The following is a 23,613-nucleotide window of genomic DNA, read 5'->3' on the forward strand; positions in this document are numbered from 1 at the left end:
AAGTGAAACAGCTTATATTTTACATATCTGTTTTTCTTCAGCTATGCTCAGGCAATATACTGGCGCAGGTGCAACCCCTGTTTTCGCAGTACATGCACGATGCCTCTGTGATCAATCCTGCCTATGCCGGTAGCAATGATGCCATGGTAATAAGCCTGCATGGCAGGGTACAGTGGCTAAGTGAAATGGGTGGGCCGAGCACCCAGGTGTTGTCTGCACATACCCCTTTGCCTGGCGTACCCTTAACGGCAGGCGTTCGCCTGTTGAACGAATCCATTGGCAGTGGTAACCGTATGGCGGTATCACCAGCTTTAGGATACCGCATGCCGGTAGGAAAAGGCAAAATAACCGGGGGTCTTTCCGCAAACATTAACCACTATACCCCCGGCTATCAGAACCTGCTGCTCTACAACCAGAATGACGAAGTTTTTGCACTGCGGGAAAGTATGTGGGTGGTAACCCTTGGGGCAGGCCTGTATTATTCAACAAATAAATTCTACGCCGGCTTTGCTGTGCCTGAGATAGTGCCTGCTACGGCACCAGATCCTGAAAAAAATATTTTCCGACGCCATCTGCGCCAGTATGTATTCCATACAGGCAAGGTTTTCTCCATTAACCACGATGTGCTGCTGAAGCCAAACATACTGGTAAGCGTGCCTGAGCAGGGTGTTGCCTATACAGATTTTAACATGAATGTGCTGTTCAGGGAAACCCTGTGGCTTGGCGCATCTTACAGAACCCTTAATTTGCTGGCTGGCCTGGTGCAGGTGCAGCTCAGTTCACAATGGCGCTTTGGTTACTCCTGGGATATGCCCCTTAAAAAAAGCCAGGTTTACGGCAGCGACTCGCATGAGATCAGCCTGCAGTACTCCTTTACATTTGATCGCACCGCAGTACGCTCACCACGCTATTTTTAGATTGCCTTGAAGAGGATGCAAAACATATTAAGCTGCCTGCTGTTTTTGCTGCTGCCTTTTGTTGGAAGCATTCCGGCGGCGGCACAGTATGATAATGTTTTTTTTCGCCTGAAGCCTTCCCCTCAGAAAGGCCTGTTGCTTTACCAGGCAGGTGCTTATGAAAAAGCAATTCCCTTCATAAAACAGGCCATTGAGCAGGAACACAACAGCCAGTTTGTGCTGATGCTGGCTCATTCCTATGCACTAACAGGTAAAGCAAACGATGCAGTGCGCCTTTACAGGCAGGTAGGCGATCCGCAGCAGCTGGAAGCCCGGCACCTGCTTGCCTACACCCTGTGCCTGCAAAGCCTTGGCCGTACAGAGGAAGCCCGCAGCAGCTTTTACGCCTACCTGGGTAAAATAGGAGAACAAACCGAGGTGGCTGAAGACCTGGGTAAATCAGACCTGTACAGAACGGCTATACGTTATTCTGTGCATCCGCTTTCCATCAACTCGCGGCAGCATGAGTTTGCGCCGGTTTTAACCAAAGAAGGTATCCTCTTTGTCTCCGACAGGAAAAGGGGTGGCATTGTAAAACGAAGTTTCTCGAGCCATGTAACCGACCTGGATGTATACAAGGCAGAGGCAAGAAGCAACACCCGCTTTGTTAACTACACCAGGCTGGAGCATACCGTAAACAGCAGCCTGCACGAAGGGCCTGCCACACTGGATACTGTCGGGAACATATACTTCAGCCGGTCAGAGCGTAACGGACAGTTGTCGCTGTGGTTTGCCAAAGCCAGGGCAGAGAAAGATGCATGGCAGGAGGCTCAAAAAATCAAAATTCCTGTTTCCGGAAACATGTTCCATCCGGCAGTGAGTGCCGATGGGCGGCTCATGTTTTTTGTGTCTGACAGAACCGACGGCTTGGGCGGAACCGATATCTATTATTCGGTGCTGCAGGATGGGGAGTGGAGCGAGCCTGTAAATGCAGGCCCTAAGGTGAATACGCCCGGTAACGAATCTTTTCCTGTGCTACAGGAAAGTAAGCTCTATTTTTCTTCAGATGGACGCATAGGACTGGGGCGACTTGATATTTATGAGGCACTGCTAAGCGGCACAAGGGTAATACATGTGCGCAACATGGGAGCTCCGCTTAATTCTTCTGAAGACGACTTTGGGCTGGTGTGGCTGCCTGATGGTAGCGGGGGGTATTTTGCATCTAACCGTAAAGGCAGCCGGGGCGGAGATGATCTCTACCGGCTCGACTACCATGTAATACACCTGGAGGGCACCGTACTCGACAGCACCAATCAGAAACCACTGGCAGGTGCCAGGGTGGAATTACTGAACCCCGATGGCAGCACCCGCCAGGTTGTTACAAACAGTGCCGGCGCTTATAATTTTACCCTTTACCCCGGAGAGAGCTATAAGCTGAACATAGAGGCCAAGAGTTACAGATCGCGCACACTCAGCTATTCTACCCTGCAGGGAAAGCAGTACGGCAAGCGCCAGTTCCAGGTGGCCCTGGAGCGCAAAACTAAAATATTTGTATTGGGCAATGTGCGGCTGCCAAACAAAAAACGGGCCTCGCACACCCAGGTTATTGTTTATGATATGGCCGGGGGTAAACCAGATACCCTGCAGGCTAACGAACGCGGCAGCTTTGAGGTAGAGCTGGATACTGAAAGCACATACTCCTTTTTATTAGGATGCGATGCTTTGGGAGGAGTGGCAGAGTTTACCACATCTTCCAGAACCGATGCCTCACTATCGCACTATCTGAACATTGACCTGACCGAGCAGCAGCAGTACAAAGTAACAGGCCGTGTAGAAGGGGCAGAAGCCGGCAAACCGCTGGTGCTCTGGCTTACCAACAGCATTAGCAACGAACAGCTTTTATTGTGGCCCGAAAATGGGCGTTTTTCCTTTGATGCAACCTCTCTTGCAGGTTATGAACTTTGCCTCCAGCAGGGCAGTAAAAGCCGCACGCTTTACCTGAGCCAGGGATGGAAGGAGCCACAGCGGGAAGTTGTGCTTAGCCTGCAATAGAAGCCTGGCCTGAATGTTTTATCCCTCCAAAGCAAAGAAACAGAAGGTGAATTTAGAAGCACACAAGCAGACGCTCCACAAGGCTCATCAATATTCATTCTAAATTTCAATGAATTGAGCATCAGGCCTTTGTTTTATAAAAAGAATCGTAGATATTTTTACATGAAAAGGAGCTCTCCAGCCCCTTTTTTAGCTGTATAAAAAAATTTTTATAAAAAATTAGCCCTAAAGCATTGCCTGATATGCGCTAGCTTTGTTTTTTTATGATCTGAAAAGGAATAGGAAGCAAAAGCTATCTGCACGTAACTAAGGTAAAGTTATCAACGTAGTGCCCAAGTAGAACTGCACCCCTCCTGATCAAAATCACTTTACAGCATTATGCCACAACCAACAAACTCGAACAAGAAGCGTATCATCAAGGACTACGATAATCTTCCCGAAGACATTATCTCCAGGGTTAAGATGGAGTATCCATATGGCTTTGCCAATAATCTAGTAACTTTCACAAATAAGGAAGGTAAAAGGGTTTCAGCGCTGCCGTTCGAAACAGAAGACATCTATTACCTCATTCGCATGACGGTGCAGGAAGCCCGCCAGATTATCAGCGATGATGATGATTATGATGATGAAGGTAACCTGCGCGACAGCTTTGCAGGCGATGATGCAGCTGCAGATGCTGATGATAGTTTTGATGATGAGGCAGAAGAGAAAAGTCCTTATGCGGATAAACCCGTTGATGACGACGACGATGACGATGATGAATATTGATTATAAAGAAAAAGCAGCCTATGGCTGCTTTTTTATTGTTCTTCCTGTTGTTAGTTTATAAGCGCTAAGCTTATTGCCATTTACAGCACTTTGCTTCCGGCAAAAATCTCTAAAAATTCAAATTCCGTGAAAATCCAGCTCTGTGTACTGCCTCTGCTTTTTACTCTTTTTTTGTTTGGCTGCGGAAATTCAGGCGACAAAACTGCCGAGCAGCAGACAGCAATAGATACTTCCCAGACAGAAGCTCCGGAAGGAGTGGGTATCGTCACTGACGGGCCTACCCAGATAACAGGCCTGCTGCAGACCAGCGGCCTGCAGCCCGATGAGGCAAAGGCGTTGGGGCTGCCGGAGAGGGGGTATCAGCTTGTTTCCCAGAACGCTTATTTTTTGAAAGGTTCCGATACCCTGGCCGCTTACCTGGGCCAGTGTGTAACCCTTAGCGGGCAAATGCAGGAAGACTGGCAGCCGGAGCAGCATGGGGGGCAAATTACCTACAACCGCGGCTTGTTTGTGGTAGAAGAGGTGCATCCGCAATTATACAGCTACTGCCACTATACCGATACCCTGGAAACACAACCGCAGGGAAGAGAAGTTAACTATACCGGCCAGGTAGAGCGTATGCAGCGGCCTGCTCCTGATATAGCCTACGATTACCAGTTGCGCCTTCAAAAGCCATATCGAGATCAGAATCATCCTGTAAGCCCGGGTAAGCTGGTGCAAACCCTGCCCCTGGTGCCAGGCAGTTTTAGTGTGCTTAGCACCCTGGAGGCTGCAGTGCGCCAAAACAGGCAGCTGCGGGTTGAGGGTATTCAGCACCAGGGCTATGCCGAAAGCCAGGCAGTTTGGGTAACTGCTGCAGACAGCCTGGCCCTATAGGGCATTTTTTTATTTCAACAGGCTTATTTATTTTTAAATATCTATATTTTAGCTTCCGCAAACGTTGGCATAGCCTGTAGAGGCCTTTTTTATATGCTCGTGCCTGCTGTGTTTGTATTCATTTTTTAATTTAACTATCCTCATGAACCGAGACGAAATCCGCAAAATTAACAAGATCCTGGTAGCCAACCGTGGCGAAATTGCCATACGTGTGCTGCGCGCAAGCTCAGAAATGCGCATTCGCACAGTTGCAGTTTACACCTACGAAGACCGCTACTCCCTGCACCGCTACAAAGCCGACGAAGCCTACCAGATTGGCCGCGACGACGATCCCCTGAAGCCCTACCTGGACATTGAAGAAATCATAACCCTGGCCAAACATAAGGGCGTAGATGCCATTCATCCCGGCTATGGCTTCCTAAGCGAAAATGTGCGTTTTGCGCGCCGCTGCGAAGAAGAAGGGATCATTTTTGTGGGTCCGCGCTCCGAGGTTATGGATCTGCTGGGCGATAAGGTAAAAGCCAAAGAAGTAGCGCGTGCAGCAGGTGTACCGCTTATTGAGGATAGCCGCGAGCCGCTTACCGGACTGGAGGTAGCCAGGGCAGAGGCCAACCGCATTGGCTATCCGCTCATGATAAAGGCTGCTGCAGGCGGCGGTGGCAGGGGTATGCGCGTGGTAGAAGACGATCAGCAGCTGGAGAAGCTCTTTAGCGAAGCCCGCAACGAAGCCCGTACTGCCTTTGGCGACGATTCTGTTTTTCTTGAAAAATTCATTCCCGATCCCAAGCACATAGAAGTGCAGATTATGGGCGATAACTGGGGTAACCTTATTCACCTCTACGAGCGCGATTGCTCCGTTCAGCGCCGCTTTCAGAAGGTGGTAGAGGTAGCGCCTTCGGTATTGAGTGAGGCTACCCGGCAAAAGCTCTACAACTATGCGCTTAGCATTACCCGCCATGTAAATTATAACAATGTAGGCACGGTAGAATTTCTGGTAGACCGGCAGGAGAACATCTACTTTATTGAAGTTAACCCCCGCATACAGGTAGAGCACACCATTACAGAAGAGATCACAGGCATTGATATTGTGCGCTCGCAGATCCTGATTGCGCGTAACATACCACTCGATGATCCGCGCCTGCTGGTAGGCCGCCAGGAGGATATTCACTGCAACGGCTTTGCCATACAGTGCCGCATTACCACCGAAGATCCCGAAAATAACTTTCAGCCCGATTACGGCACCCTTATTGCCTATCGAAATGCTGCAGGTTTTGGTATCAGGCTTGATGAAGGTTCATCCTACCCGGGCATGACCATCTCGCCTTTCTTCGACTCCATGCTGGTGAAGGTTTCTGCCTCGGGCCGTACCCTTAAGGGCGCAGCACAGCGCCTTAACCGTGCCCTGCGCGAGTTCAGGATCAGGGGTGTAAAAACAAACATTGGCTTTCTGGAGAATGTGGTACAGCACCCAACCTTCCAGGCTGGCGAGGCTACTGTTGGCTTTATTAAAAATCACCCGGAGCTGATGAAGGTACCCCTGCGCCAGGACCGGGGCACCAAAATGCTGCGCTTTGTAGCCAACACCACCATCAACGGAAATCCTACCGTTAAAAATTTCGATCCTAACCGCCGATTCCGTACTCCAAAAGTGCCGGTATGGGACCGCCTGGGGGAGTTTCCAACAGGCACTAAAGACAGGCTCAGCGAATTAGGGCGCGAGGGTTTTGTGCAGTGGCTAAGGGAGCAAAAGAGCATCCAGTATACCGATACCACCTTCCGCGATGCGCACCAGAGCCTGCTGGCTACCCGCATGCGTACCATCGATATGCTAAAGGTGGCAGAGGGCTTTGCCCATCAGCATCCGCAGGTATTCAGCATGGAAGTGTGGGGCGGTGCTACCTTCGATGTGTGCATGCGCTTTTTGCAGGAAGACCCCTGGGAGCGCCTGCGCTTGTTCCGGCAGCATATTCCCAACATTCTGCTGCAGATGCTCCTGCGCGGCTCCAATGCAGTGGGTTACAAGGCTTACCCCGATAACCTGATTGAAAAGTTCATTGAAAAGAGCTGGGAAACCGGCATCGACGTATTCCGCATTTTTGATTCGCTGAACTGGGTAGAGGCCATGAAGGTAAGCATACGGGCAGTACGCGAGCGTACGGGCGCCCTGGCAGAAACTGCCATTTGCTATACCGGCGATCTGCTGAACCCCAATGAAACCAAATACAACCTGCAGTATTACCTGGATCTGGCCCGCAGGCTCGAAGACGAAGGTGCTCACATACTGGCCATAAAAGATATGGCAGGGCTGCTGAAGCCCTATGCCGCCGAGGTGCTGGTGCGTGAGCTTAAAAAGGCAGTTAGTATGCCCATACACCTGCATACACACGATACCTCCTCCATACAGGCAGCCTCTTACTTAAAGGCAATAGAGGTCGGTGTAGATGTGGTAGATGTGGCGCTGGCTTCCATGTCGGGTCTTACCTCGCAGCCAAACTTCAACTCTGTGGTTGCTTTCATGCAGGGGCACGAGCGGGAGCTGCCCATTAACCTGCCTTCACTGAACGAATTCAGCAATTATTTTGAAGATGTGCGGGAGTACTACTACCCCTTTGAGAGCGGCCTGAAGGCAGGCACAGCCGAGGTATATGAGCATGAAATTCCAGGCGGGCAATACTCCAACCTCCGCCCGCAGGCTACTGCCCTGGGGCTGGAGAAGCAGTTTGAAGAAGTGAAAAAGAATTATGCGGTGGTAAACCGCATGTTTGGCAATATTGTAAAGGTAACGCCTTCCTCAAAAGTAGTGGGCGATATGGCCATTTTCATGACCTCCAATAAGCTTACAGAGCAGGACGTACTTGAGCGGGGGCACAACCTTAGCTTTCCTGAATCTGTGGTAAACCTGATGAAGGGCGACTTGGGACAGGCACCAGGCGGTTTTCCGCAAAAGTTGCGGGAAACAGTGCTGAAAGGGCAGGAACCCTATAACGATCGCCCCAATGCACACCTGGAGCCGGTAGATTTCGATAAGGAGTTTGCTCTTTTCCAGGAGCGTTTCGGGTCTGATACTTCTTTCCTGGACTTCCTTTCTTTTCAGCTCTACCCCAAAGTTTTTGAAAGCTTTAGCCATCACCGCAAGCTTTATGGCAATGTTATGAACCTGCCAACACCTGTCTTTTTCTATGGACTTCGCAATGGCGAAGATACGCTGGTAGAGATCGATGAGGGCAAGAACATTATTATTAAGCTACTGTACATCTCCGAGCCAGATGAGGAGGGCATGCGCATGGTATCGTTTGAGCTGAATGGCCAGAGCCGCCGCTTTAAGGTGCGCGACGAAGGGCTTACCGCTACCAAAGTTTATAATCGCAAAGCCAGTGCCGCTGGCGAAGTGGGTGCTCCGCTGCAGGGGCGAATTGCCCAGCTGATGGTAAAGGAGGGTGATCAGGTAAAAGAAAACCAGCCGCTCTTTGTGGTAGAGGCCATGAAAATGGAAACCACCATAGCTGCGCCTGCTCCTGGCACCGTTAGCAAAATACACCTCAATGCAGGCACCATGGTAGAACAGGACGATCTGGTTGTGGAACTGGGCTAGTCTAAAAAGAAAACCTCCAGGATTTAAAAGTTCTGGAGGTTTTTTAGAAAATCATTAGTGTTGCACCTATACCCTGCTGGTGGCCTGTGGCCTGAAGTAGGTATCGTGCAGTTCCTGCAGCTTGCTTTCCATGGCGCTGTGTACCTGGGCTTTGAGCACCGGAACATCGGAGGTGCTAAGCCCATCTACCCTTACCGGGGGCATTACTTGTACCCTAATCGTTCCGGGCCTCATGAGCAGGGATTTGGCTCCCATCAGGCGGTTAGCCCCCGCAATGGCAACGGGTACTAGTGGCGCACCTGTTTCAAGGGCAATTCTAAAGGCGCCATCATAAAATGGGTTTAGCAGGTTGGTGGTTTTATTTACTGTGCCTTCAGGGAAAATCATGATAGAGGTACCTCCCGCCAGGGCTCTTCTCATCTTTACTACACTATTTCTGCGGCTGCTCGCATTGGAGCGGTCTACCATTACTGTAATAACACGTGCAAGCCAGCCAAAGACAGGAATCCTGCCCACTTCCTTTTTAGAAAGTGGTTTAAAGGCGCCTTTGGTGATGAGGGGCAGCAGGCATATATCCAGAAAAGAGGTGTGGTTGGGAATAATGATGTAAGATTCCCGGCTGTTTATGTTCTCCAGGCCCTTAACATCGTACCATATCCCGGTAAAAAGTCTGAAGCTCTGAGCCCAGAGATGAAAGCCCCAAAAGCTAAACCTGTTGCCTTCCTTTTTAAACAACAGGGGCAAAAGCATCAGGGGAGAATATAAAAACATAAAAAAAGCGAACACTAGCCCCGCATATAGAGTATATATAGGCAACAGCGGATTTTTCCTCATCTGAATTTTTTTATCACAGTAATCATATAAATCGTCCAAAAAATTTCCGTATTTTCCTAATTACTTACATACGTATAATTTTGGGCGATTGGCAATATAATAGTTACGGAGATGCAACCACAGAAAGCCAAAGATTTTGTAAAGAACCTACGAGAGCTTAATGACGCCCTTGCGGGTCTGATTAAGAACCTGCGCAAAGATATCACGATACTGGAAAAAAGTATTGAAGATAATCGCAAGTACCTGAAAAAGCCATTTTTGGATAAGCGCCTGCGCGGCAATGACCTCATCCAGGGGCTGCGCGAGCACTTGAACTAAGCAATTAAACATGTAGCCTGCAATATTTTTATCAGTGCAGGCGCCTCCTTTAGGTTATTCCTTATTTGTCGCTGGTACTACTACCTTCAGGCATTGAGGAATAACTTTTACTTCCAGAGATTTTTCCATTTGCAGAAATTCCCCATCCAGGTGCATGCAGTCGCTTTTGCTGCAGCTTATCCTGATGTGCTCACCGCGTAGTATCTCTACGTACTCGCTCTGGTGAATGCTGCGCTGAAAAAGCCTAAGGCCCATTGGTAATGCCATCAGGGCAGGGAAGGGGCGCATCAGGCAAAGGTCAATCAATCCATCCTGTATGTTGGCTTCAGGCGAAATATAGGCGTTATTGCCATACTGTCCGGCATTGGCAAGGGTAACGACAAAGCACTTTCTGCGCAGCTTTTTGCCATCTATTTCAATGGCATAGCGTTGCGGCGAAAAGTTAACAAACTCCTGCAGGGCCAGGCGTACATAGCTGCCAAAGCCCCGCTGGCTACCGCCTGCAAACAATTTACCAATGTGTGCATCGAAGCCCATGCCGGCGGTGCAAAAGAAGGGCCGGCCATTGGCCAGTGCACCATCTATGGTGATGGTGTGCAGCTTGTTGAGCAGCTGAATGGCAGCGGTAGTGTTTACGGGAATGCCCAGGTGCCTGGCCAGTCCGTTTCCGGAGCCAAATGGAATAATACCCAGGGCTGTTTGTGTATGTAGTATACCGGCTGCCACCTCATTTACAGTACCATCGCCACCCACTGCAACAACGGCTGCAGCACCAGCCTCTGCGGCAGCACGTGCAAGCTCTGTAGCATGCAGCGGGCGCTCGGTAAGGGCTATGGTGTGGGTGTAACGGTTGCTGTTCAGCAACTGCTCTGCCAATTGCGGTACCTGCTCTTTTTTGCGTGTACCGCTAATGGGATTCATAATAAAAACAAGGTGTTTTTTTTGTGTCAAGGTTGCTGCTTCTGTGGGAACTTTGCTCTGGCTACAAACGTATAATACATTGGATAGACGGCAAAATTTGTCGTATATTTGTTTAAATCTATTTATTAACCTCTTTGCTTGCACTTGGCCTGTTTTGTCGGTACGCCGGCGGCAGGCCTTTTTTTATGCACTAGAGTCGCAGGAGGAGGATGCCCGGGCAGGTGAGGGAGCAATGCCAATCCTTCCGTTTCCAACACTTATTAACAGCTTGTAAACTTCTTTAGTTTTGATTGTCAGGTGGTCTCGCAGTCTTGTGAGCCGGCAGTGTGGTTTTTCGTGGACAGGCTTAGCGGTGGCTGACTGGCAAATAGCTAAAAGTCGCTGACGCCATCGCTTTCCTGAATTACGGGCATTTCCGGGTCTACCACCCTGATGGTAGCTACGTAACGCACGCCCAGCCAGGGAGTAGCTTGCTCGTAAGCCTGCTTTTCAGAGATCTTGCTGTCTTCGAGCTTATGCATAAAGCTGCCGCCTTTGGCAATGCCCGGGGTGGCTGTCATTTCAGCTACATTCCCGATCATATTAATCATGCCCTGTTTATTGCTGGGGCCGTCGGTTATGGCTTTTGGATATTCAGGCGCCAGGTAAAAATCGTAGGGTAGTTCTGCTACTACCTGAAATTGTGGAATACGGGCTTTAACAATGTCTTTTCTAAAGCTGGAGAAAGAAGGGCGTGGCTCATCCAGTTGTTTGTATGCCTGCTCCGGATTCAGGGAATTACCCCCTTTTTTCAAGTATCTTTTTTGCCCGAAGGGGTATTTCTCCTTCGAGAGCTTACCGGCAGCAGCGGCTACCCACTCCTCTTCGGTAGGCAGGCGGTATTTTACTTCCACCCTTTTTCCTGCGGGAATTCCTAATTTTGCCAGCTGTTCTGGCTGATTCATCAATTCGCTTACTACCACAGACCGCCATCGGGCATAGGCCTGTGCCTGCTCGTAATTGATGCCTACCACCGGGAAAAGCTGGTACTCCTTTTCGCGGAAATACTCTGTTGTAAGCTTAATGCTGGTGGTCTGTGGCTGTGCCAGGTTACGCTGAAACCATACGCTTGTGTCTGGCAACATTTCTCTGTAGACAGCCTCTCCTGAGTCGCGCTGTACATAGAAAAGAAACTCCCGCCAGTGCACATTGGCTACTTCGGTTTTATCGATGTACAGGGTATCCATAAACTGGATGGTGCCCGGAGGTGAAGGAAGCGGGGGTTGTTGTGCAGAGGTGGCAGTGCAGATGCTTCCAAGCATCACCAGCACCAGCAGGTATTTGAGTGAATATGGCATAGACCTATATAGAACGCATCCAATATATGTTTGTAGTATTGAATTGCAAAAAACTTGGATGAAAAGTGGCTTGTATTTTATAAGATTGGGCTATTTTCGTAAATTTGCAACGCAAAATTATACGAAATGGGAAGAGCGTTTGAATACCGTAAGGCGCGCAAGATGAAGCGCTGGTCATCGATGGCCAAAGCCTTTACCCGCATCGGGAAAGATATTGTGATGGCGATCAAAGAGGGTGGTCCCGATCCGGAATCAAACTCAAGGCTGCGGGCTGTGTTACAAAACGCTAAAGCAGCCAACATGCCTAAAGATAATGTTGAGCGGGCTATCAAGCGTGCCACCGATAAAGATACCTCCAATTACGAGGAGAAAGTGTTTGAAGGCTATGCGCCACATGGCATTGCTATTCTGATTGAAACTGCTACCGACAATAACAACCGCACGGTGGCAAACATCCGCAGCCATTTTAACAGAACGGGAGGCAACCTGGGCACCAGTGGTTCGGTAGATTTTATGTTTGAGCACAAATGCCATTTTAAAATTGCCAACACCGGCCAGGATATTGAAGAACTGGAGCTGGAGATGATTGATTATGGTGTAGATGAGATCTATGCCGATGAGGATGGCATTATGCTGTATGCCCCTTTTTCTGAGTATGGCCATGTGCTGAAAGCAATAGAAGACCGTGGTTTTGAAGTTTTAAGCTCTGGTTTTGACCGTTTCCCAATGGATACCAAAGAGCTTACCGAAGAGCAGCGTGCAGATGTAGATAAGCTGCTGGAAAGGCTGGAAGAAGACGACGACGTGCAGCACGTATATCACAACATGAAGGAAGAAGAGTAGTTTTTTCTGATTTGGTAGCCTAAACCGCTGCAGGAGTACTCGGAACTGTCAATAATATAGAAACATGAATCATCCCGAATTTTGATTTGGGATAAAATAAGCAAAAACAGCCTTGGATGCTATTCCAGGGCTGTTTTTGCTTAAAGGTACTAGTTTTTGCGAGGAGGCACGACGAAGCAATCTGGCGTCTACGCGCATAGAAGCCAGATTGCCACACTCCGCTTCGCTGCGTTCGCAAAGACTGTACTGCTAATAGAAGTGGCCACTGGAGATCTCCAGTGGCCACTTCTATTAGGAATGCTAGCTCTTTAAAAATTTGGGATGATTCATGTTTTGCTTTGCAGTTGTGGTGATCATTGCATGTGGAGCTGCTTCTTAATTTTTGCCGGCAGTTTTTCTCTTACCAGCTGGTAGGAGTGCAGGAGGTAACGTTCCCAGGCTTCGGCGCGTAGGCTGTTAGGTTTTTCAATCAGTACCCATTTATAGCGGGCCAGGTAGGGGGCGGGGCTAATATCTGGCAGGGAAGTAAGCTGGCCAAACGCTTCGTCTGTTACTTTTAGGGAGGCAGAAAATGGCTGATCAAGGCCGGTAACGCAAAACATTTTGCCACCTATCAGAAAGCAAAGGTCTTTTTCCCACTTAATCTCTTCTGTGGCGCCGGGCAGCTGCAGGCAAAAGCTGCGTAATTTTTCTATATCCATTTCTGAACTTAGCTGGAGAGTTGGCAATTCAGCATCCAGTGCACGCCAAATTTATCGGTAAGCATACCAAAGCGCGAGCCCCAGAAGGTATTTTCAAGCGGCATGCTTACTTTACCTCCGGCTGCCAGTTTATTAAAAATGATATCCTGTTCTTCAGTGTTCTGAAAGGCAAGATTGAAAGTAACAGCATTGCCCTTTATAACCTGGTGCTGTGGTGAGCCGTCGGACCCCATCAGGTGCACCGGGTTAGCCTCCAGCTCTATGTGCATGATTTTATCTTTGTGGCTGTCGGGTACGGGCATTGGAGAGTCGCCAAAGCGCTGAATAATGCTAATCTTTCCACCAAAACAGTCCTGGTAAAATTTAAAGGCTTCCTCACAATCTCCGTTAAAGGTGAGGTATGGGTTAAAGGCGTGCATAAGCAGAATTTATATTATGATGTAGGAGGTTGCGCCCGGAACAGGCGTAAAATGTATGCCTGTGAACTGGTGTTGGGCAGCGCTCCATTTTTAAATTACTGCTTATTTATCTGCCAATGCAAATTTTCCGGGGCTTACACCAAACTGCTTTTTATAGGCAGTGGAAAAATGCTGTGGGTTGGCATAACCAAGGGCATCGGCTGCTTCGCTTACCGTAAGGCCGCCTTCCATGATCAGGAGGCGGGCGTGCTCCATGCGCAGCTGTTGTATGTAACCAAACACAGTAGTGTTAAACAGCTGTTTAAAACCCTTCTTCAGGGTAAATTCATTGAGGCCAAATTCGCGGCCCAGGCTGGCCAGGCTAAGCTCAGGCTGCAGGTAATGGCGGTGCAGGTATTCACGCAAAGCATAAAGTTTATCTACGTCATTACGCTTGGGGAGCTTGTTCAGGGGCATATAATAGCTGGCGTAGCCATCCAGCAGCAGGCAGAGCAGCTCTGTTACTTTGGCCTCCAGGTAAAGGCGGCGGGTGTGGCCCTGCAGGCTGCAGTTTTTCAGATCGGCAATTGCTGCCTGCATAGAGGGGGTAATATTCAGGGGTTGGGGGCTGGCTGAAAATGCTTCTCTCTTTTCAAGCTTTAGAAGTAAATTATTCCCTAGCGGAGTACTCTCGTCCAGAAAGCGGCAAAACTGCTCGGGTTTCAGGCTTAGGTGAAACATCTCCAGTTGGTCTCCTGCTTTTATAACATGGTACCCGCCCGGTTCTGATGTTAAAATCAGGTTATGGCGGCCAGGCTGCATATCCAGGGGATTGGCCAGGCAGTTGAACTGAGTATAGAGACTTCCCTGCAACTGCAGGTTAATGTTGATGTCGTCGGAATGGGTTTGGTCTTCGAAGCGCAAATGGTGTTTGCCAACCTGCCATTGTACCTGAGATATGTGTAAGCCGGGCAGGAAGTAGCTCTGCAGCCCTACAGCTCCAATTTCTTTATTCACCACCCTGGCAACGGGGTTCACACCTGTAGGCTGTGCACTCCTGGTTTGCTGGCCTACAAGTTCCTGCATGATGTTCTCGAAGGATATATCCAGTAGCTGCATGCAATACTCCGTTTTGCGTAGGTGGTACTCCGTTTGGCGTAGGAGCCTGTGGGAGGTTTAGGTATAATTTTGTTTTAAAATTAAATCTAAATAAAATGCTACGAAAAATTTTTAGGTGGGCGGCAATAATTTTGTCTGGACTGCTGGCTGTTGCGCTTTTAGTCTATGTTGTAGCCCACTTTAGATTGGAATGGCAGCAAAAGCAGGTAATGGAAGTGGCCGTTCAATCGCTGGAGATCCCCACAGACAGTGCGGCCATTGCAAGGGGAGCTCACCTGGCGGCTATCAAAGGCTGTGCAGAATGCCATGGCGAGGATGGCAGCGGAAAAGTAATGCTTGATGACCCCGCTATGGGACTGATTGCAGCCTCTAACTTGACAAGAGGCAGGGGCGGCCTGCCCAATAGCTACACCAATGCCGACTGGGTGCGGGCACTCAAACATGGTTTAGGCGCAGATGGTACGCCCTTGCTGGTGATGCCATCGCAGGAAACAACCTTGCTCTCCGCAGAGGATATGAGCGCCATTATTGCCTATTATAATTCGTTGCCTCCTGTAGATAAGCAGTCACCACAAATGTCAGCCGGGCCGTTGCTAAAAGTGCTTGCTCTTTTTGAAATGGTTCCTCTGTTTCCTGCGCATGAAATTGATCATGGACGTACACTCACAGCCAGTGTAGAAGCAACTGTAGGGGCCGCTTATGGGCAATACCTGTCCATTTCCTGTACGGGCTGCCACGGCACAGACATGAAGGGAATGGAGCCGCCTGCACCGGGTATGCTTGCCCGGCCGGATGTTACAGCCTCTGGCAATGTAGGAAAATGGACTGAAGCAGAATTTATCAAAACCCTGCGTACGGGTGTAACCCCTGAAGGAAAAGTGCTGAAACAGCAGGATATGCCCTGGCAGATGACTGCACGCTATACCGATGCCGAACTGCAATCTTTATATCAATACCTGAAATCAATATAAATCCTAACTCATCTTAAGCTATGCTTGCTTATATCTCATCTCCGGCTGTTCCGGAGAACAAATCAGCTCTTACCCCCGCCGGCTTGTCCCGTACAATCAGCTCCAGCGCGGGCGGCTACGATATGGAATTCATTCGAACCCCGGAAGAAACCAGTGGGCAATACCTGGAGGTAGAAGTAGTAATGAAGCCAAAAGGGGGCAACGATATGCACTACCACACTACTTTTATTGAAGAGTTTATTGTGGTAGAAGGCATTTTGGGCATACAGGTGGAAAAAGAATTGTTGCACCTGATTCCGGGAGAAAAGGCCGTAGCGCCTCTTTACAAGCTGCACAGGTTTTTCAATCCAAGCGAAACTGAGCCTGTTCGTTTCAGGGTGCTGGTAAAGCCTGCCCGTTTTTTTGAGGCTACTTTGCGCATTGCCCATGGCCTGGCAAACGATGGCCTTTGCAATAAAAAAGGCTTGCCTAAAAGCATATGGCACCTGGCACTGCTGTTTGAAATGGGCGAAAGCTACGCACCCATACTGCCTCACAGCCTGCAAACAGGGCTTTGCAGCATACTGGCCGGTATAGCCCGCTGGCTGGGTAAGGACAAAGAGCTGGAGAAATACTACAAAGCCACTGCAAGTACACTGGCCCGGCAATAAAGGGTTTTCAATGTATATTTTTTCCAGTTCTATCCATGAAAAGGTACTACAAATCCACATTTTTTCTGCTGACAGTAGCATTCGTTGTTTCTGCTGCCTACCAGTATTACAGGTCTATACTGGCCGAGGTGCCAGTGCATGACGATTTCGGTATGAAGGGTGTTGCATGGTATGCTATTGCAATAAGTTTTGGAGCAGTATCGCTGTTCAACAGCAAATGGTCCGATCTGTTTATCCTGTTTTTCTGCTCATTGCTGTACCTGGCTGCTTTTCTTTACTACTTCCCGGTGGTCTATTCCCTCAGAAATAATGGACTTATAGATATTGCAGAGGCAGTGCTGTACATGGCACTTATTTTTATGGCAGCGGTGCTTGCAGTGCTTTCTTTAAGAGCACGTGCTAAAAAGCCCCTGGGAACAAAGCCTGAACAGAAACAATAGCGGGGCTAAAATCATCATGGGTTTCAGGATTACCGACAACTGAAGCTGATTTAACAAGAGGCATGTACTTATGTGCTTCGTGAGCTGGTTACGTGTAACAGTACCTGATCAAGGTTCTAACTGACCAGCATCATCACACAACAGCTATAAGCAGCAACTCCACATCAGGCTGTTTTAAACCCCTGCTTTATCCAAATCAACCACAGCATGTGCTGGCTGAAGGACTTAGTGATTTGCAGAGAAGACTGCTTGTGCCAGGTTTACAGCGCCAAACAGTAAAAGTACAGAATCAATAGAAGCAGGAAACACTACAGGCGCAGCTGCCTTAGTGCGGCCGCTGCTGCCTTAGACTGGCAGGAGTTGTCAGCTTAATATTGTGGACCTACCTATAGATCGTGTCAAAGAAATTAAAAACAAGAAATACCAGATCACCTAATCATTTTCTTCATCTATCATCATGAAAATCAAGTATCTTTCTATTGTGGCAGCCCTTGCTGCCCTGCTTGTTACAGCTTGTACCGACGATTCAGCTGATCCGCTGCCAGCGCCGACACCCGAGCCTCCAAAGGAAACACAGGAGCTGGGCAACATCAGCACCAATACTGTACTGGACGATATCTTTACAGATCCTGCTACCCCTGATTATAGGGTAAGCACTGACATAGAGATCAGCGCCACTCTTACCATCAGACCAGGGGTAGTCATAGAAGTAGCAGGGGGTAAAGGCATTGTAGTGAATGCACCCGGCTTTATCTCGGCTGTAGGTGAGCAGAACAAAAAGATCATCTTTAGGGGCAAAACACAGGCTGCTGGCTTCTGGAAAGGCATGATCATCTACTCCAGCAGCCAGGCTACAGTACTGGAGCATGTAGAGATTGCCCACACAGGAAGTGCTTTGTTGTTTGACGGTGTGAAAGCAGCCATCGGTTTGTTTGGAGCAGGCGGCAGTCCGGCCAAGCTAAGCATCAGGAACAGCACTCTGCACCACAATGCTGGCTATGGCATCTATGTTGCCAGCAACGCCCAGTTCATCGACTTTGCCAGCAACACCTTTAGACACCATGCAGAAGCTGGACTATACATGACAGCCAACCAGGTGCAAAAGCTTGATGCAGCCTCTCAATTTACAGATAATGCCAAAGCAGGTATAGAAGTCTTCTCCGGTACCATAGAAGGAACTGGAGAGGTGGTGTGGCCGGGGTACCACTACCGCTATAGCAGTGGCTCTCTTTCAGTGAGAACAGGCTGGAAGGTAATGGCTGGTGCTGTTATAGAAATGGCAGATGATCAGTACATAGAAGTAGCCGACAGGCCAGGGGCATACATCCATGCAGCAGGTACTGCAGAAAAGAAGGTAACTTTCACCAGCGTTAGCAAACAGGCAGGAGCCTGGCAGGGCATCAGCATCTTTACGGCCAATGCTGCCAACCTGCTGGAGCATGCGGTGGTAGAGCATGGCCATGGCGGCAGCGCCATCAGCTATGGTGTTAAAGCCAACATCTATGTGCCCTTCTCCAACAGGCTTAGCATCCGCAACAGCAAAATCTCCAGCAGCGGTGGCTATGGCATCTACTACAGAAGCTCTGCTGTGCTCAATGAAGATATTGAGCAGGTAAACACTTTTGAAGCAAACCCCTCCGGTAACCTCTACAGAGACTAAACCAGCACTAACTTAATCTTTACCTGATCAATCAATAAGAACAAAAGTTTATTATTCCAACCTTATGTTTAAGCACATTTTTTTGAAGCTTTCCTTAGGTGCATTTCTGATGAGCGCCTGTATGCTAACGGCCTGTGAAAAGGATGGCCCTATTGATGAGACTGATCCAAACCCACCTGTAGAAGAACCCGCAGACACTAAGGCAGGCACTGTAAGTGGTAGCGTAGTGGATTCCCAGGGCAGGCCCATAGCAGGAGCCAGGGTAAGAATAGAAAACGACTGGTCCTACTACGATGTCTCTACCAATGCAGCGGGTAAATATACTTCTCCAACGCTTCCCCCGGGAGGCTTCAGAGCAGTAGCCTGGGCTACCATACCTTACCAGGGCCAGGACTACACCCTGCGCATGGGCATGCCCCAGGCAAGCGACTACGACTACTTCGATGCTAAGAACGGGGTGGTGAGAAACTTCAAATGGCAGATCAGCGGACCTATTCCAGACAGAGAAGGCGCCTATTTTGGGGCCACCCTGGAGCTGATGAGCGGCACAGGCAGCATCTGGGATGAGCGCATGAATCCCGGAGACAATGTTTACGTAACGCTGAAGCCCACCATCCCGCTCATCGATGGCAGCATAGGTGAGGTAATAGAACGCTCCTTTACCATCCAGAGCGGCAACGATACCTACCTGCTGCACGACATTCCTGCAGGGCAGTATGAGATCAGTTGTATCCGGGTAACCCCTGATAATTACCAGGAACAGCTGCTCATTGGCACCTTCAGCCAGCAGTGGGAGGCTGCCCTGATCACCTTTCAGCCAGGTGAATATGGCATCGGTACCTATGAGAATGGGCTGAAAAGACTAAGCCTGTACATGAACCTGAACAGGTAGAAAAAAGGTATTCATAAACCAGCTCAATATGCTAAGATGAAAAACATCAGAAGGTTCTTAAATATATAGTGGTGTGATTAGCAGGGTGAAACAAATAGCCCCGATCTCACTTGTAGTAAGGTTCCGGATCTTGCTCTGGGATACTTTTTTCTGAATTCTTCCAAGGATATACCCCGCTTCAGGTCTGCTTCTGCTTGACGTACATTTCCTTTGTTTAAATGCACATAGTGTGCTCTGGCCTGTGCCTTGGCGTAATATATTTTATTCAGGTCACAGCTCTTAAATTTCAGGTTTAGCGAATCAACAATCTTTTGCAGCTGACCCATGGTCCTGGGGCTGTAGATCAGACCATTCTCGTACGTAGTAAATTCATAATTTTGCCCAAAGCATGGCAGCAGCAAACAGAGCCATGCAGCTAAAATCAAGAGTGGCTTTTTCATAGTCTGTGAGGGTTTGGTTGTTGTCTACAAAACGGAAGTTTTATAACAATTCTTATACTGTTGTTGGTGAAAACTCGGCCAGACCCAAACAAAAAAGCCCGCCAACCGGCGAGCTTTCGTAAAGTGCTATTAATCAGGTGCAACATTAGCGGCTATCTTTTTGGGAGTTACCTCTCTTGCCGCGCTGAGCTCTGCGCTCCTGCGCTTTTTCTTTGCGGATCTCCTGCAGCTTGGCAAATTGCTCTTCAGAAAGAATTTTCTGCAGCTCGGTTTGTCTGGCCTGGCGCATGGTTTTCATCTGAGCCTTTTTTTCTTCCTGCGACAGGCTGGTGTTCTCTTTAAGCGCCTTTATTTGCTGTTTGCTGCTTTCGTTAAGGGTTTCCCACTGGGTTACTTGTGCAGGCGTAAGGTTAAGCTGTGCTTCGTATTCCTTTACATTTTCCTGTAAGCGGCCACCTCTTTTATGGCCCTTGCGGTCGTGCTGTTCTGTTTTGTTGTGGTCTTTCGTTTTAGCACCTTCTGTCTGGGCGTTTACAGCTGTAACCGACATCAACCCAAAGGCCGCAGCCACTATCCATTTCCCGTTTTTCATCTTTCTTTTCCTTTTTAAGTGATGTGTATTTATTAAAACTTGCTCTTGCTTAACTGAAAGCCAACTACCATGCCAGCTTTCAATTCTGATTGTTAAAGAAGGTTAAAAGAGGCCTTACATATTGCCGGCATTTTTAAAGTTCCGGATGTTGTAGGTAAAGCGCAGCATCAGGTAGCGGTTCAGCACATCTGTCTGCACGCTTTCTATGTAGGCCTCGGTAATATTGCGCTGTATGTCTGTATTCTGATTGAGCAGGTCGTAGGCATAGAGGCTTAATTCGCCCCTGTTGTTGAACATGCGTTTGCCTATGCCTGCATTGAGCAGCATATAATTCTGGGCATCGCTGCCGGCAAAACTGCCGTAATACTGGTGTGCGAGGTCGCTCTCCAGGCTTAGGCCAAAGGGTAGTATCCATTTAAAGGAAGCCCTGCTGGTCTGGTTCATGTAGCGGTTGTTCAGGCTCTCCTGCAGGCTGTTGGTGGCAATGGTGTAATTGGCCTGGGTGCTGAGTGTAAAATCAATTTTTTCGCTGATGTTGCTGCTTAGTACCACACCGGCGCCAAAACCGGTATTGCCGGTATAGGTTTCTGCTCCGTTGATCAGGCCCGGGATATGGCTGTAGGAGGCAGTGGCATTTACATTCAGGTTAGATTTAAGCAGCTGCACCGGCACACCATACGATACAAAGGTGCGCATGTTCCAGTAACCCTCCAGGTTTTGAGGCTGCGTTAGCTGCACCCCGGCGGGTACGGTAAAGCCTGTAGCCAGTATAGTATCCTGTGCCGGCAGCAGCACACTGTTACCAATGTATTGAGCAGAGTAGCTTCCGGAGATCAGGGCAAAAAAAGTGCTTGCCTTTTCCGGATTGTTGGCAGAATAGCGGGTAAATAAAGTGTGCTGATAATCCTGCCGCAGGGCCGGGTTGCCGATGGTAAGCTGCAGCGGATTGCTGTTGTCTACTGCATAAAGCAGCCGCTGCGCCGACGGAGGGTTGGCGCTGGTACGGTACATTACCCGCAGGTTTTTTTCCTTCGAAAAGTTATGGCGGTACATGGCCATAGGCAGTATATTCTCAAAGGTTCTTTCTATGTCACCTTCCAACGGAAAGCGAAGGTTGTTGTCGAGCCTGGAGGCCTGGTAGTTAATGCCTGCCATCAGCATGCCTTTTTCGCTCCTTAAGCGGTAGCTGCCACCCAGGCTGTTGGTGCGGTAACTGCTGGTAAGCTGGCTGCTAAGAGCAGGGTTCAATTCGGCTTCAGACTCATCATTCTCTAAATCGGTGGTAAGCTTGTAGGGCCGGGAGTACTGGTAGCCTGTTCTGTAGTTCAGCATCAGCTGGCTCTTTTGGCTAATGGGTTCGGTATAGCGTACATCAGCACTTAAGCGCCAGCCTTTATCCTGCAAATCCGACTGCTGCAGCAGGTTTTCAGTTACCGGGCTTTCGTCCAAGTATTCATTTTGAGAGTTAAGCTCGCTGGTGCCATCGCGGTTATCTATGCTGGTGCCTATGTTGACGGATAAGGTACGCCCCCGTTTGGCAAAGCTATGCCGGTAAAGCAGGTCGTTGCTAAAGCTAAGCGCGCCGTAGGAGGAGTTAAACTGGTTAATAGTACTGCTTAAGGTTTCAGAACCCAGCCTGGTGAGCCCCACCAGCGATGAGTTGCCGCTGTAGTCCTGCAGGCTTAGCCTGGGGCGTATTTGCAGCGAATTATTTTTATCGATGTTATAGTCTAACCGAAGGTTAAAACGGTGATTGCTGTTGGTGCTTTCTGCCTTGCTTTCCTCAGTATAGGTTTGCCCGCCCAGCCTGGAGCCTAGGTATTCCAGCTGGGTGTTTTGTGTGGATAATAAGCTGGAGTGGTTAAAGAAATAACTGCCGCTTACTTCTACCTTTTCGCCCCACTGGTCAGTATAGTTGATACCTACTGCATTTGTTGTGGCAATACCGCCCTGCTGGCCTACCATAAACTCTCCGGCGCCACCGCCACCACCAAACCCACCACGACCGCCGCCGCCTCTACCGCCGCGGCCACCTCTGCCACTGCCGCTGGCTACACCGGCCAGATCTTCGGTGGCAAAATTCTGCTGATTGATGTTATTGCTTTGGGCAAGGATAGAAATGCGCTGATCGTCATTAAATATATTTAGGTTGCCTCCCGCCATATAGCGGCCATCCAGGCCATAGCCGGAATAAACCCGCCCAAACTGGCCGTTGCGCATTTCTGGCTTTGTTACAATGTTGATGGTTTTGGTTGTTTCGCCATCGTCGAAGCCACTGGCACGCGCCTGTTCGCTCTGCTGGTCAAAAACCTGTATTTTATCGATAATTTCTGCAGGCAGATTTTTAAGAGCAGCAGTAGGGTCATCGCCAAAAAAAGGTTTGCCATCTACCAGCACCCGCCGCACCTCTTCGCCCTGTGCCTGCACCTTACCATCCTGCACCACCACGCCGGGCATCTTGCGGATCAGGTCTTCGGCATTGGCATCAGGGGTGGTTTTAAAGGCATTTGCCCTGAAGGAGGTAGTGTCGCCCTCCTGTGTGGCCAGGGGCTGCTGGCGTATAATTTCTATTTCGTTCAGCTGCTCGGCATCCTCCTTAAGCGCAAGAGAGCCCAGCTCCAGGCCTTCTTCGGGCAGGGTAAGCTCACGAAGCTGGGTGGTATAGCCCACAAAGCTAATCCGTAGCTGGTACTCGCCGGCAGTAAGATTATTAAACCTGAAGTTCCCCTCTGTATCTGTAGCCTGTGCCACCCTGGCTGAATCTGCCAGGCGGGTAAGAACAACAGAGGCGCCAGGCAGCGTTGAATTATCGGCAGCACTGCTTACCGTGCCGGAAAGAAAAGCACTCTGGCCAAAAGCCAGTACGCTTATCAGTAAAAAAGCAACAACCAATAGTAGCTTGTTCATTATGTGTCTTTAAAGTTAAGGGTAGTGCGAGAGAGCGGCCGGTGCAGAATGTTTAAAGAAGTGACCTGCCAGTTTTATTTGGGAAATCCTGCTGTAACCAGACTATTATTTGCCGCAGTTAAGCCTTTGATGCACAAGTGGCTTTAAGGTTTAATCACATATCTGGCTTTTGTGTATAGATACAGACAGTGGCTGTAAGCTGGTGGGGTAAAAGTATTTTCATAGGTGTGGCTTCAGGTAAAGAACATGCTGCAGCAGCGCAGCGCCACAAGGTATCAGGACGAAACAGCAGGAGAAGCTCGTTTTGCTGTTGTTAACAGGTTATTTTAAGGAATAATGCTGTTTTGGAATGGGGGTAGGGCAGTGCTTTTTTAGTTGGAATGGTGTGATGATTTTTATGCTTTTA

20 protein-coding genes are annotated in these 23,613 nt (G+C 49.1%); 12 read left to right on the forward strand and 8 right to left on the reverse strand.

Features of this window, described 5'->3' with window-relative positions; all coding sequences use genetic code 11:
• Window positions 1–2 precede the first annotated feature (2 nt).
• From KWJ01_RS23860 to KWJ01_RS23880, 5 genes are all read left to right on the forward strand, one after another.
• Window positions 3–917 carry a PorP/SprF family type IX secretion system membrane protein gene (locus KWJ01_RS23860; protein ID WP_224999642.1) on the forward strand — a complete coding sequence of 305 codons (915 nt, stop codon included), beginning with the start codon at window positions 3–5 and terminating at the stop codon, window positions 915–917.
• A gap of 15 nt (window positions 918–932) precedes the next feature.
• On the forward strand, window positions 933–2,948 hold the full coding sequence (locus KWJ01_RS23865) for a carboxypeptidase regulatory-like domain-containing protein (RefSeq protein WP_224999643.1): 2,016 nt from the start codon (window positions 933–935) through the stop codon (window positions 2,946–2,948).
• A gap of 378 nt (window positions 2,949–3,326) precedes the next feature.
• On the forward strand, window positions 3,327–3,716 hold the full coding sequence (locus tag KWJ01_RS23870) for a hypothetical protein (RefSeq protein ID WP_224999644.1): 390 nt from the start codon (window positions 3,327–3,329) through the stop codon (window positions 3,714–3,716).
• Between the two features lie 126 nt (window positions 3,717–3,842).
• Window positions 3,843–4,592: a hypothetical protein gene (locus KWJ01_RS23875; protein ID WP_224999645.1), complete on the forward strand. Its 750-nt coding sequence runs from the start codon at window positions 3,843–3,845 to the stop codon at window positions 4,590–4,592.
• Between the two features lie 142 nt (window positions 4,593–4,734).
• On the forward strand, window positions 4,735–8,184 hold the full coding sequence (locus tag KWJ01_RS23880; RefSeq protein ID WP_224999646.1) for a pyruvate carboxylase: 3,450 nt from the start codon (window positions 4,735–4,737) through the stop codon (window positions 8,182–8,184).
• 66 nt (window positions 8,185–8,250) lie between these two features.
• Here the strand turns inward: KWJ01_RS23880 and KWJ01_RS23885 are convergent, their stop codons facing one another.
• Window positions 8,251–8,955, reverse strand: coding sequence for a 1-acyl-sn-glycerol-3-phosphate acyltransferase (locus KWJ01_RS23885; protein WP_224999647.1), 705 nt, complete (start codon window positions 8,953–8,955; stop codon window positions 8,251–8,253).
• A gap of 174 nt (window positions 8,956–9,129) precedes the next feature.
• On the opposite strand from KWJ01_RS23885, the gene KWJ01_RS23890 reads away from it, so the two are divergent.
• Window positions 9,130–9,336 carry a hypothetical protein gene (locus tag KWJ01_RS23890; protein WP_061990656.1) on the forward strand — a complete coding sequence of 69 codons (207 nt, stop codon included), beginning with the start codon at window positions 9,130–9,132 and terminating at the stop codon, window positions 9,334–9,336.
• Between the two features lie 54 nt (window positions 9,337–9,390).
• Here KWJ01_RS23890 and KWJ01_RS23895 read toward each other — a convergent pair whose 3' ends face one another.
• Together KWJ01_RS23895 and KWJ01_RS23900 are read right to left on the reverse strand one after the other, a co-directional pair.
• Window positions 9,391–10,287: a diacylglycerol kinase family protein gene (locus tag KWJ01_RS23895; RefSeq protein ID WP_224999648.1), complete on the reverse strand. Its 897-nt coding sequence runs from the start codon at window positions 10,285–10,287 to the stop codon at window positions 9,391–9,393.
• A gap of 341 nt (window positions 10,288–10,628) precedes the next feature.
• A complete protein-coding gene (locus KWJ01_RS23900) occupies window positions 10,629–11,594 on the reverse strand; it encodes an SUMF1/EgtB/PvdO family nonheme iron enzyme (RefSeq protein WP_224999649.1) in 966 nt (321 codons plus the stop codon).
• 126 nt (window positions 11,595–11,720) lie between these two features.
• Here KWJ01_RS23900 and KWJ01_RS23905 point away from each other — a divergent pair, with 126 nt between their 5' ends.
• Window positions 11,721–12,437 (forward strand): YebC/PmpR family DNA-binding transcriptional regulator, encoded by a 717-nt coding sequence (locus KWJ01_RS23905; protein WP_224999650.1) that lies wholly within the window; start codon window positions 11,721–11,723, stop codon window positions 12,435–12,437.
• Window positions 12,438–12,790: 353 nt separating this feature from the next.
• On the opposite strand, the gene KWJ01_RS23910 is transcribed toward KWJ01_RS23905, so the two are convergent.
• From KWJ01_RS23910 to KWJ01_RS23920, 3 genes are all read right to left on the reverse strand, one after another.
• Window positions 12,791–13,138, reverse strand: coding sequence for an MmcQ/YjbR family DNA-binding protein (locus KWJ01_RS23910; RefSeq protein WP_224999651.1), 348 nt, complete (start codon window positions 13,136–13,138; stop codon window positions 12,791–12,793).
• 8 nt (window positions 13,139–13,146) lie between these two features.
• Window positions 13,147–13,557 (reverse strand): VOC family protein, encoded by a 411-nt coding sequence (locus tag KWJ01_RS23915; RefSeq protein WP_224999652.1) that lies wholly within the window; start codon window positions 13,555–13,557, stop codon window positions 13,147–13,149.
• A 102-nt stretch (window positions 13,558–13,659) separates the two neighbouring features.
• The gene (locus KWJ01_RS23920; RefSeq protein ID WP_224999653.1) at window positions 13,660–14,655 is read right to left on the reverse strand and encodes a helix-turn-helix transcriptional regulator; all 996 of its coding nucleotides are present in this window, start codon (window positions 14,653–14,655) and stop codon (window positions 13,660–13,662) included.
• Between the two features lie 95 nt (window positions 14,656–14,750).
• Here KWJ01_RS23920 and KWJ01_RS23925 point away from each other — a divergent pair, with 95 nt between their 5' ends.
• The 5 genes from KWJ01_RS23925 (at window position 14,751) to KWJ01_RS23945 (ending at window position 19,268) form a co-directional block, all read left to right on the forward strand.
• Window positions 14,751–15,626: a cytochrome c gene (locus KWJ01_RS23925; protein WP_224999654.1), complete on the forward strand. Its 876-nt coding sequence runs from the start codon at window positions 14,751–14,753 to the stop codon at window positions 15,624–15,626.
• A gap of 20 nt (window positions 15,627–15,646) precedes the next feature.
• On the forward strand, window positions 15,647–16,276 hold the full coding sequence (locus KWJ01_RS23930; RefSeq protein ID WP_224999655.1) for a cupin domain-containing protein: 630 nt from the start codon (window positions 15,647–15,649) through the stop codon (window positions 16,274–16,276).
• Between the two features lie 35 nt (window positions 16,277–16,311).
• Window positions 16,312–16,716 (forward strand): hypothetical protein, encoded by a 405-nt coding sequence (locus KWJ01_RS23935; RefSeq protein WP_224999656.1) that lies wholly within the window; start codon window positions 16,312–16,314, stop codon window positions 16,714–16,716.
• Between the two features lie 457 nt (window positions 16,717–17,173).
• On the forward strand, window positions 17,174–18,376 hold the full coding sequence (locus KWJ01_RS23940) for a right-handed parallel beta-helix repeat-containing protein (RefSeq protein WP_224999657.1): 1,203 nt from the start codon (window positions 17,174–17,176) through the stop codon (window positions 18,374–18,376).
• 82 nt (window positions 18,377–18,458) lie between these two features.
• Window positions 18,459–19,268, forward strand: coding sequence for a carboxypeptidase-like regulatory domain-containing protein (locus KWJ01_RS23945; RefSeq protein ID WP_224999658.1), 810 nt, complete (start codon window positions 18,459–18,461; stop codon window positions 19,266–19,268).
• A gap of 585 nt (window positions 19,269–19,853) precedes the next feature.
• Here KWJ01_RS23945 and KWJ01_RS23950 read toward each other — a convergent pair.
• Together KWJ01_RS23950 and KWJ01_RS23955 are read right to left on the reverse strand one after the other, a co-directional pair.
• Window positions 19,854–20,300 (reverse strand): hypothetical protein, encoded by a 447-nt coding sequence (locus tag KWJ01_RS23950; protein WP_224999659.1) that lies wholly within the window; start codon window positions 20,298–20,300, stop codon window positions 19,854–19,856.
• A gap of 114 nt (window positions 20,301–20,414) precedes the next feature.
• Window positions 20,415–23,207: a TonB-dependent receptor gene (locus KWJ01_RS23955; RefSeq protein ID WP_224999660.1), complete on the reverse strand. Its 2,793-nt coding sequence runs from the start codon at window positions 23,205–23,207 to the stop codon at window positions 20,415–20,417.
• Between the last annotated feature and the right edge of the window lie 406 nt (window positions 23,208–23,613).

The sequence above is a fragment of the Cesiribacter sp. SM1 genome (genome assembly GCF_020178975.1).
In the GTDB taxonomy this organism is placed as follows: Bacteria; Bacteroidota; Bacteroidia; order Cytophagales; family Cyclobacteriaceae; genus Cesiribacter.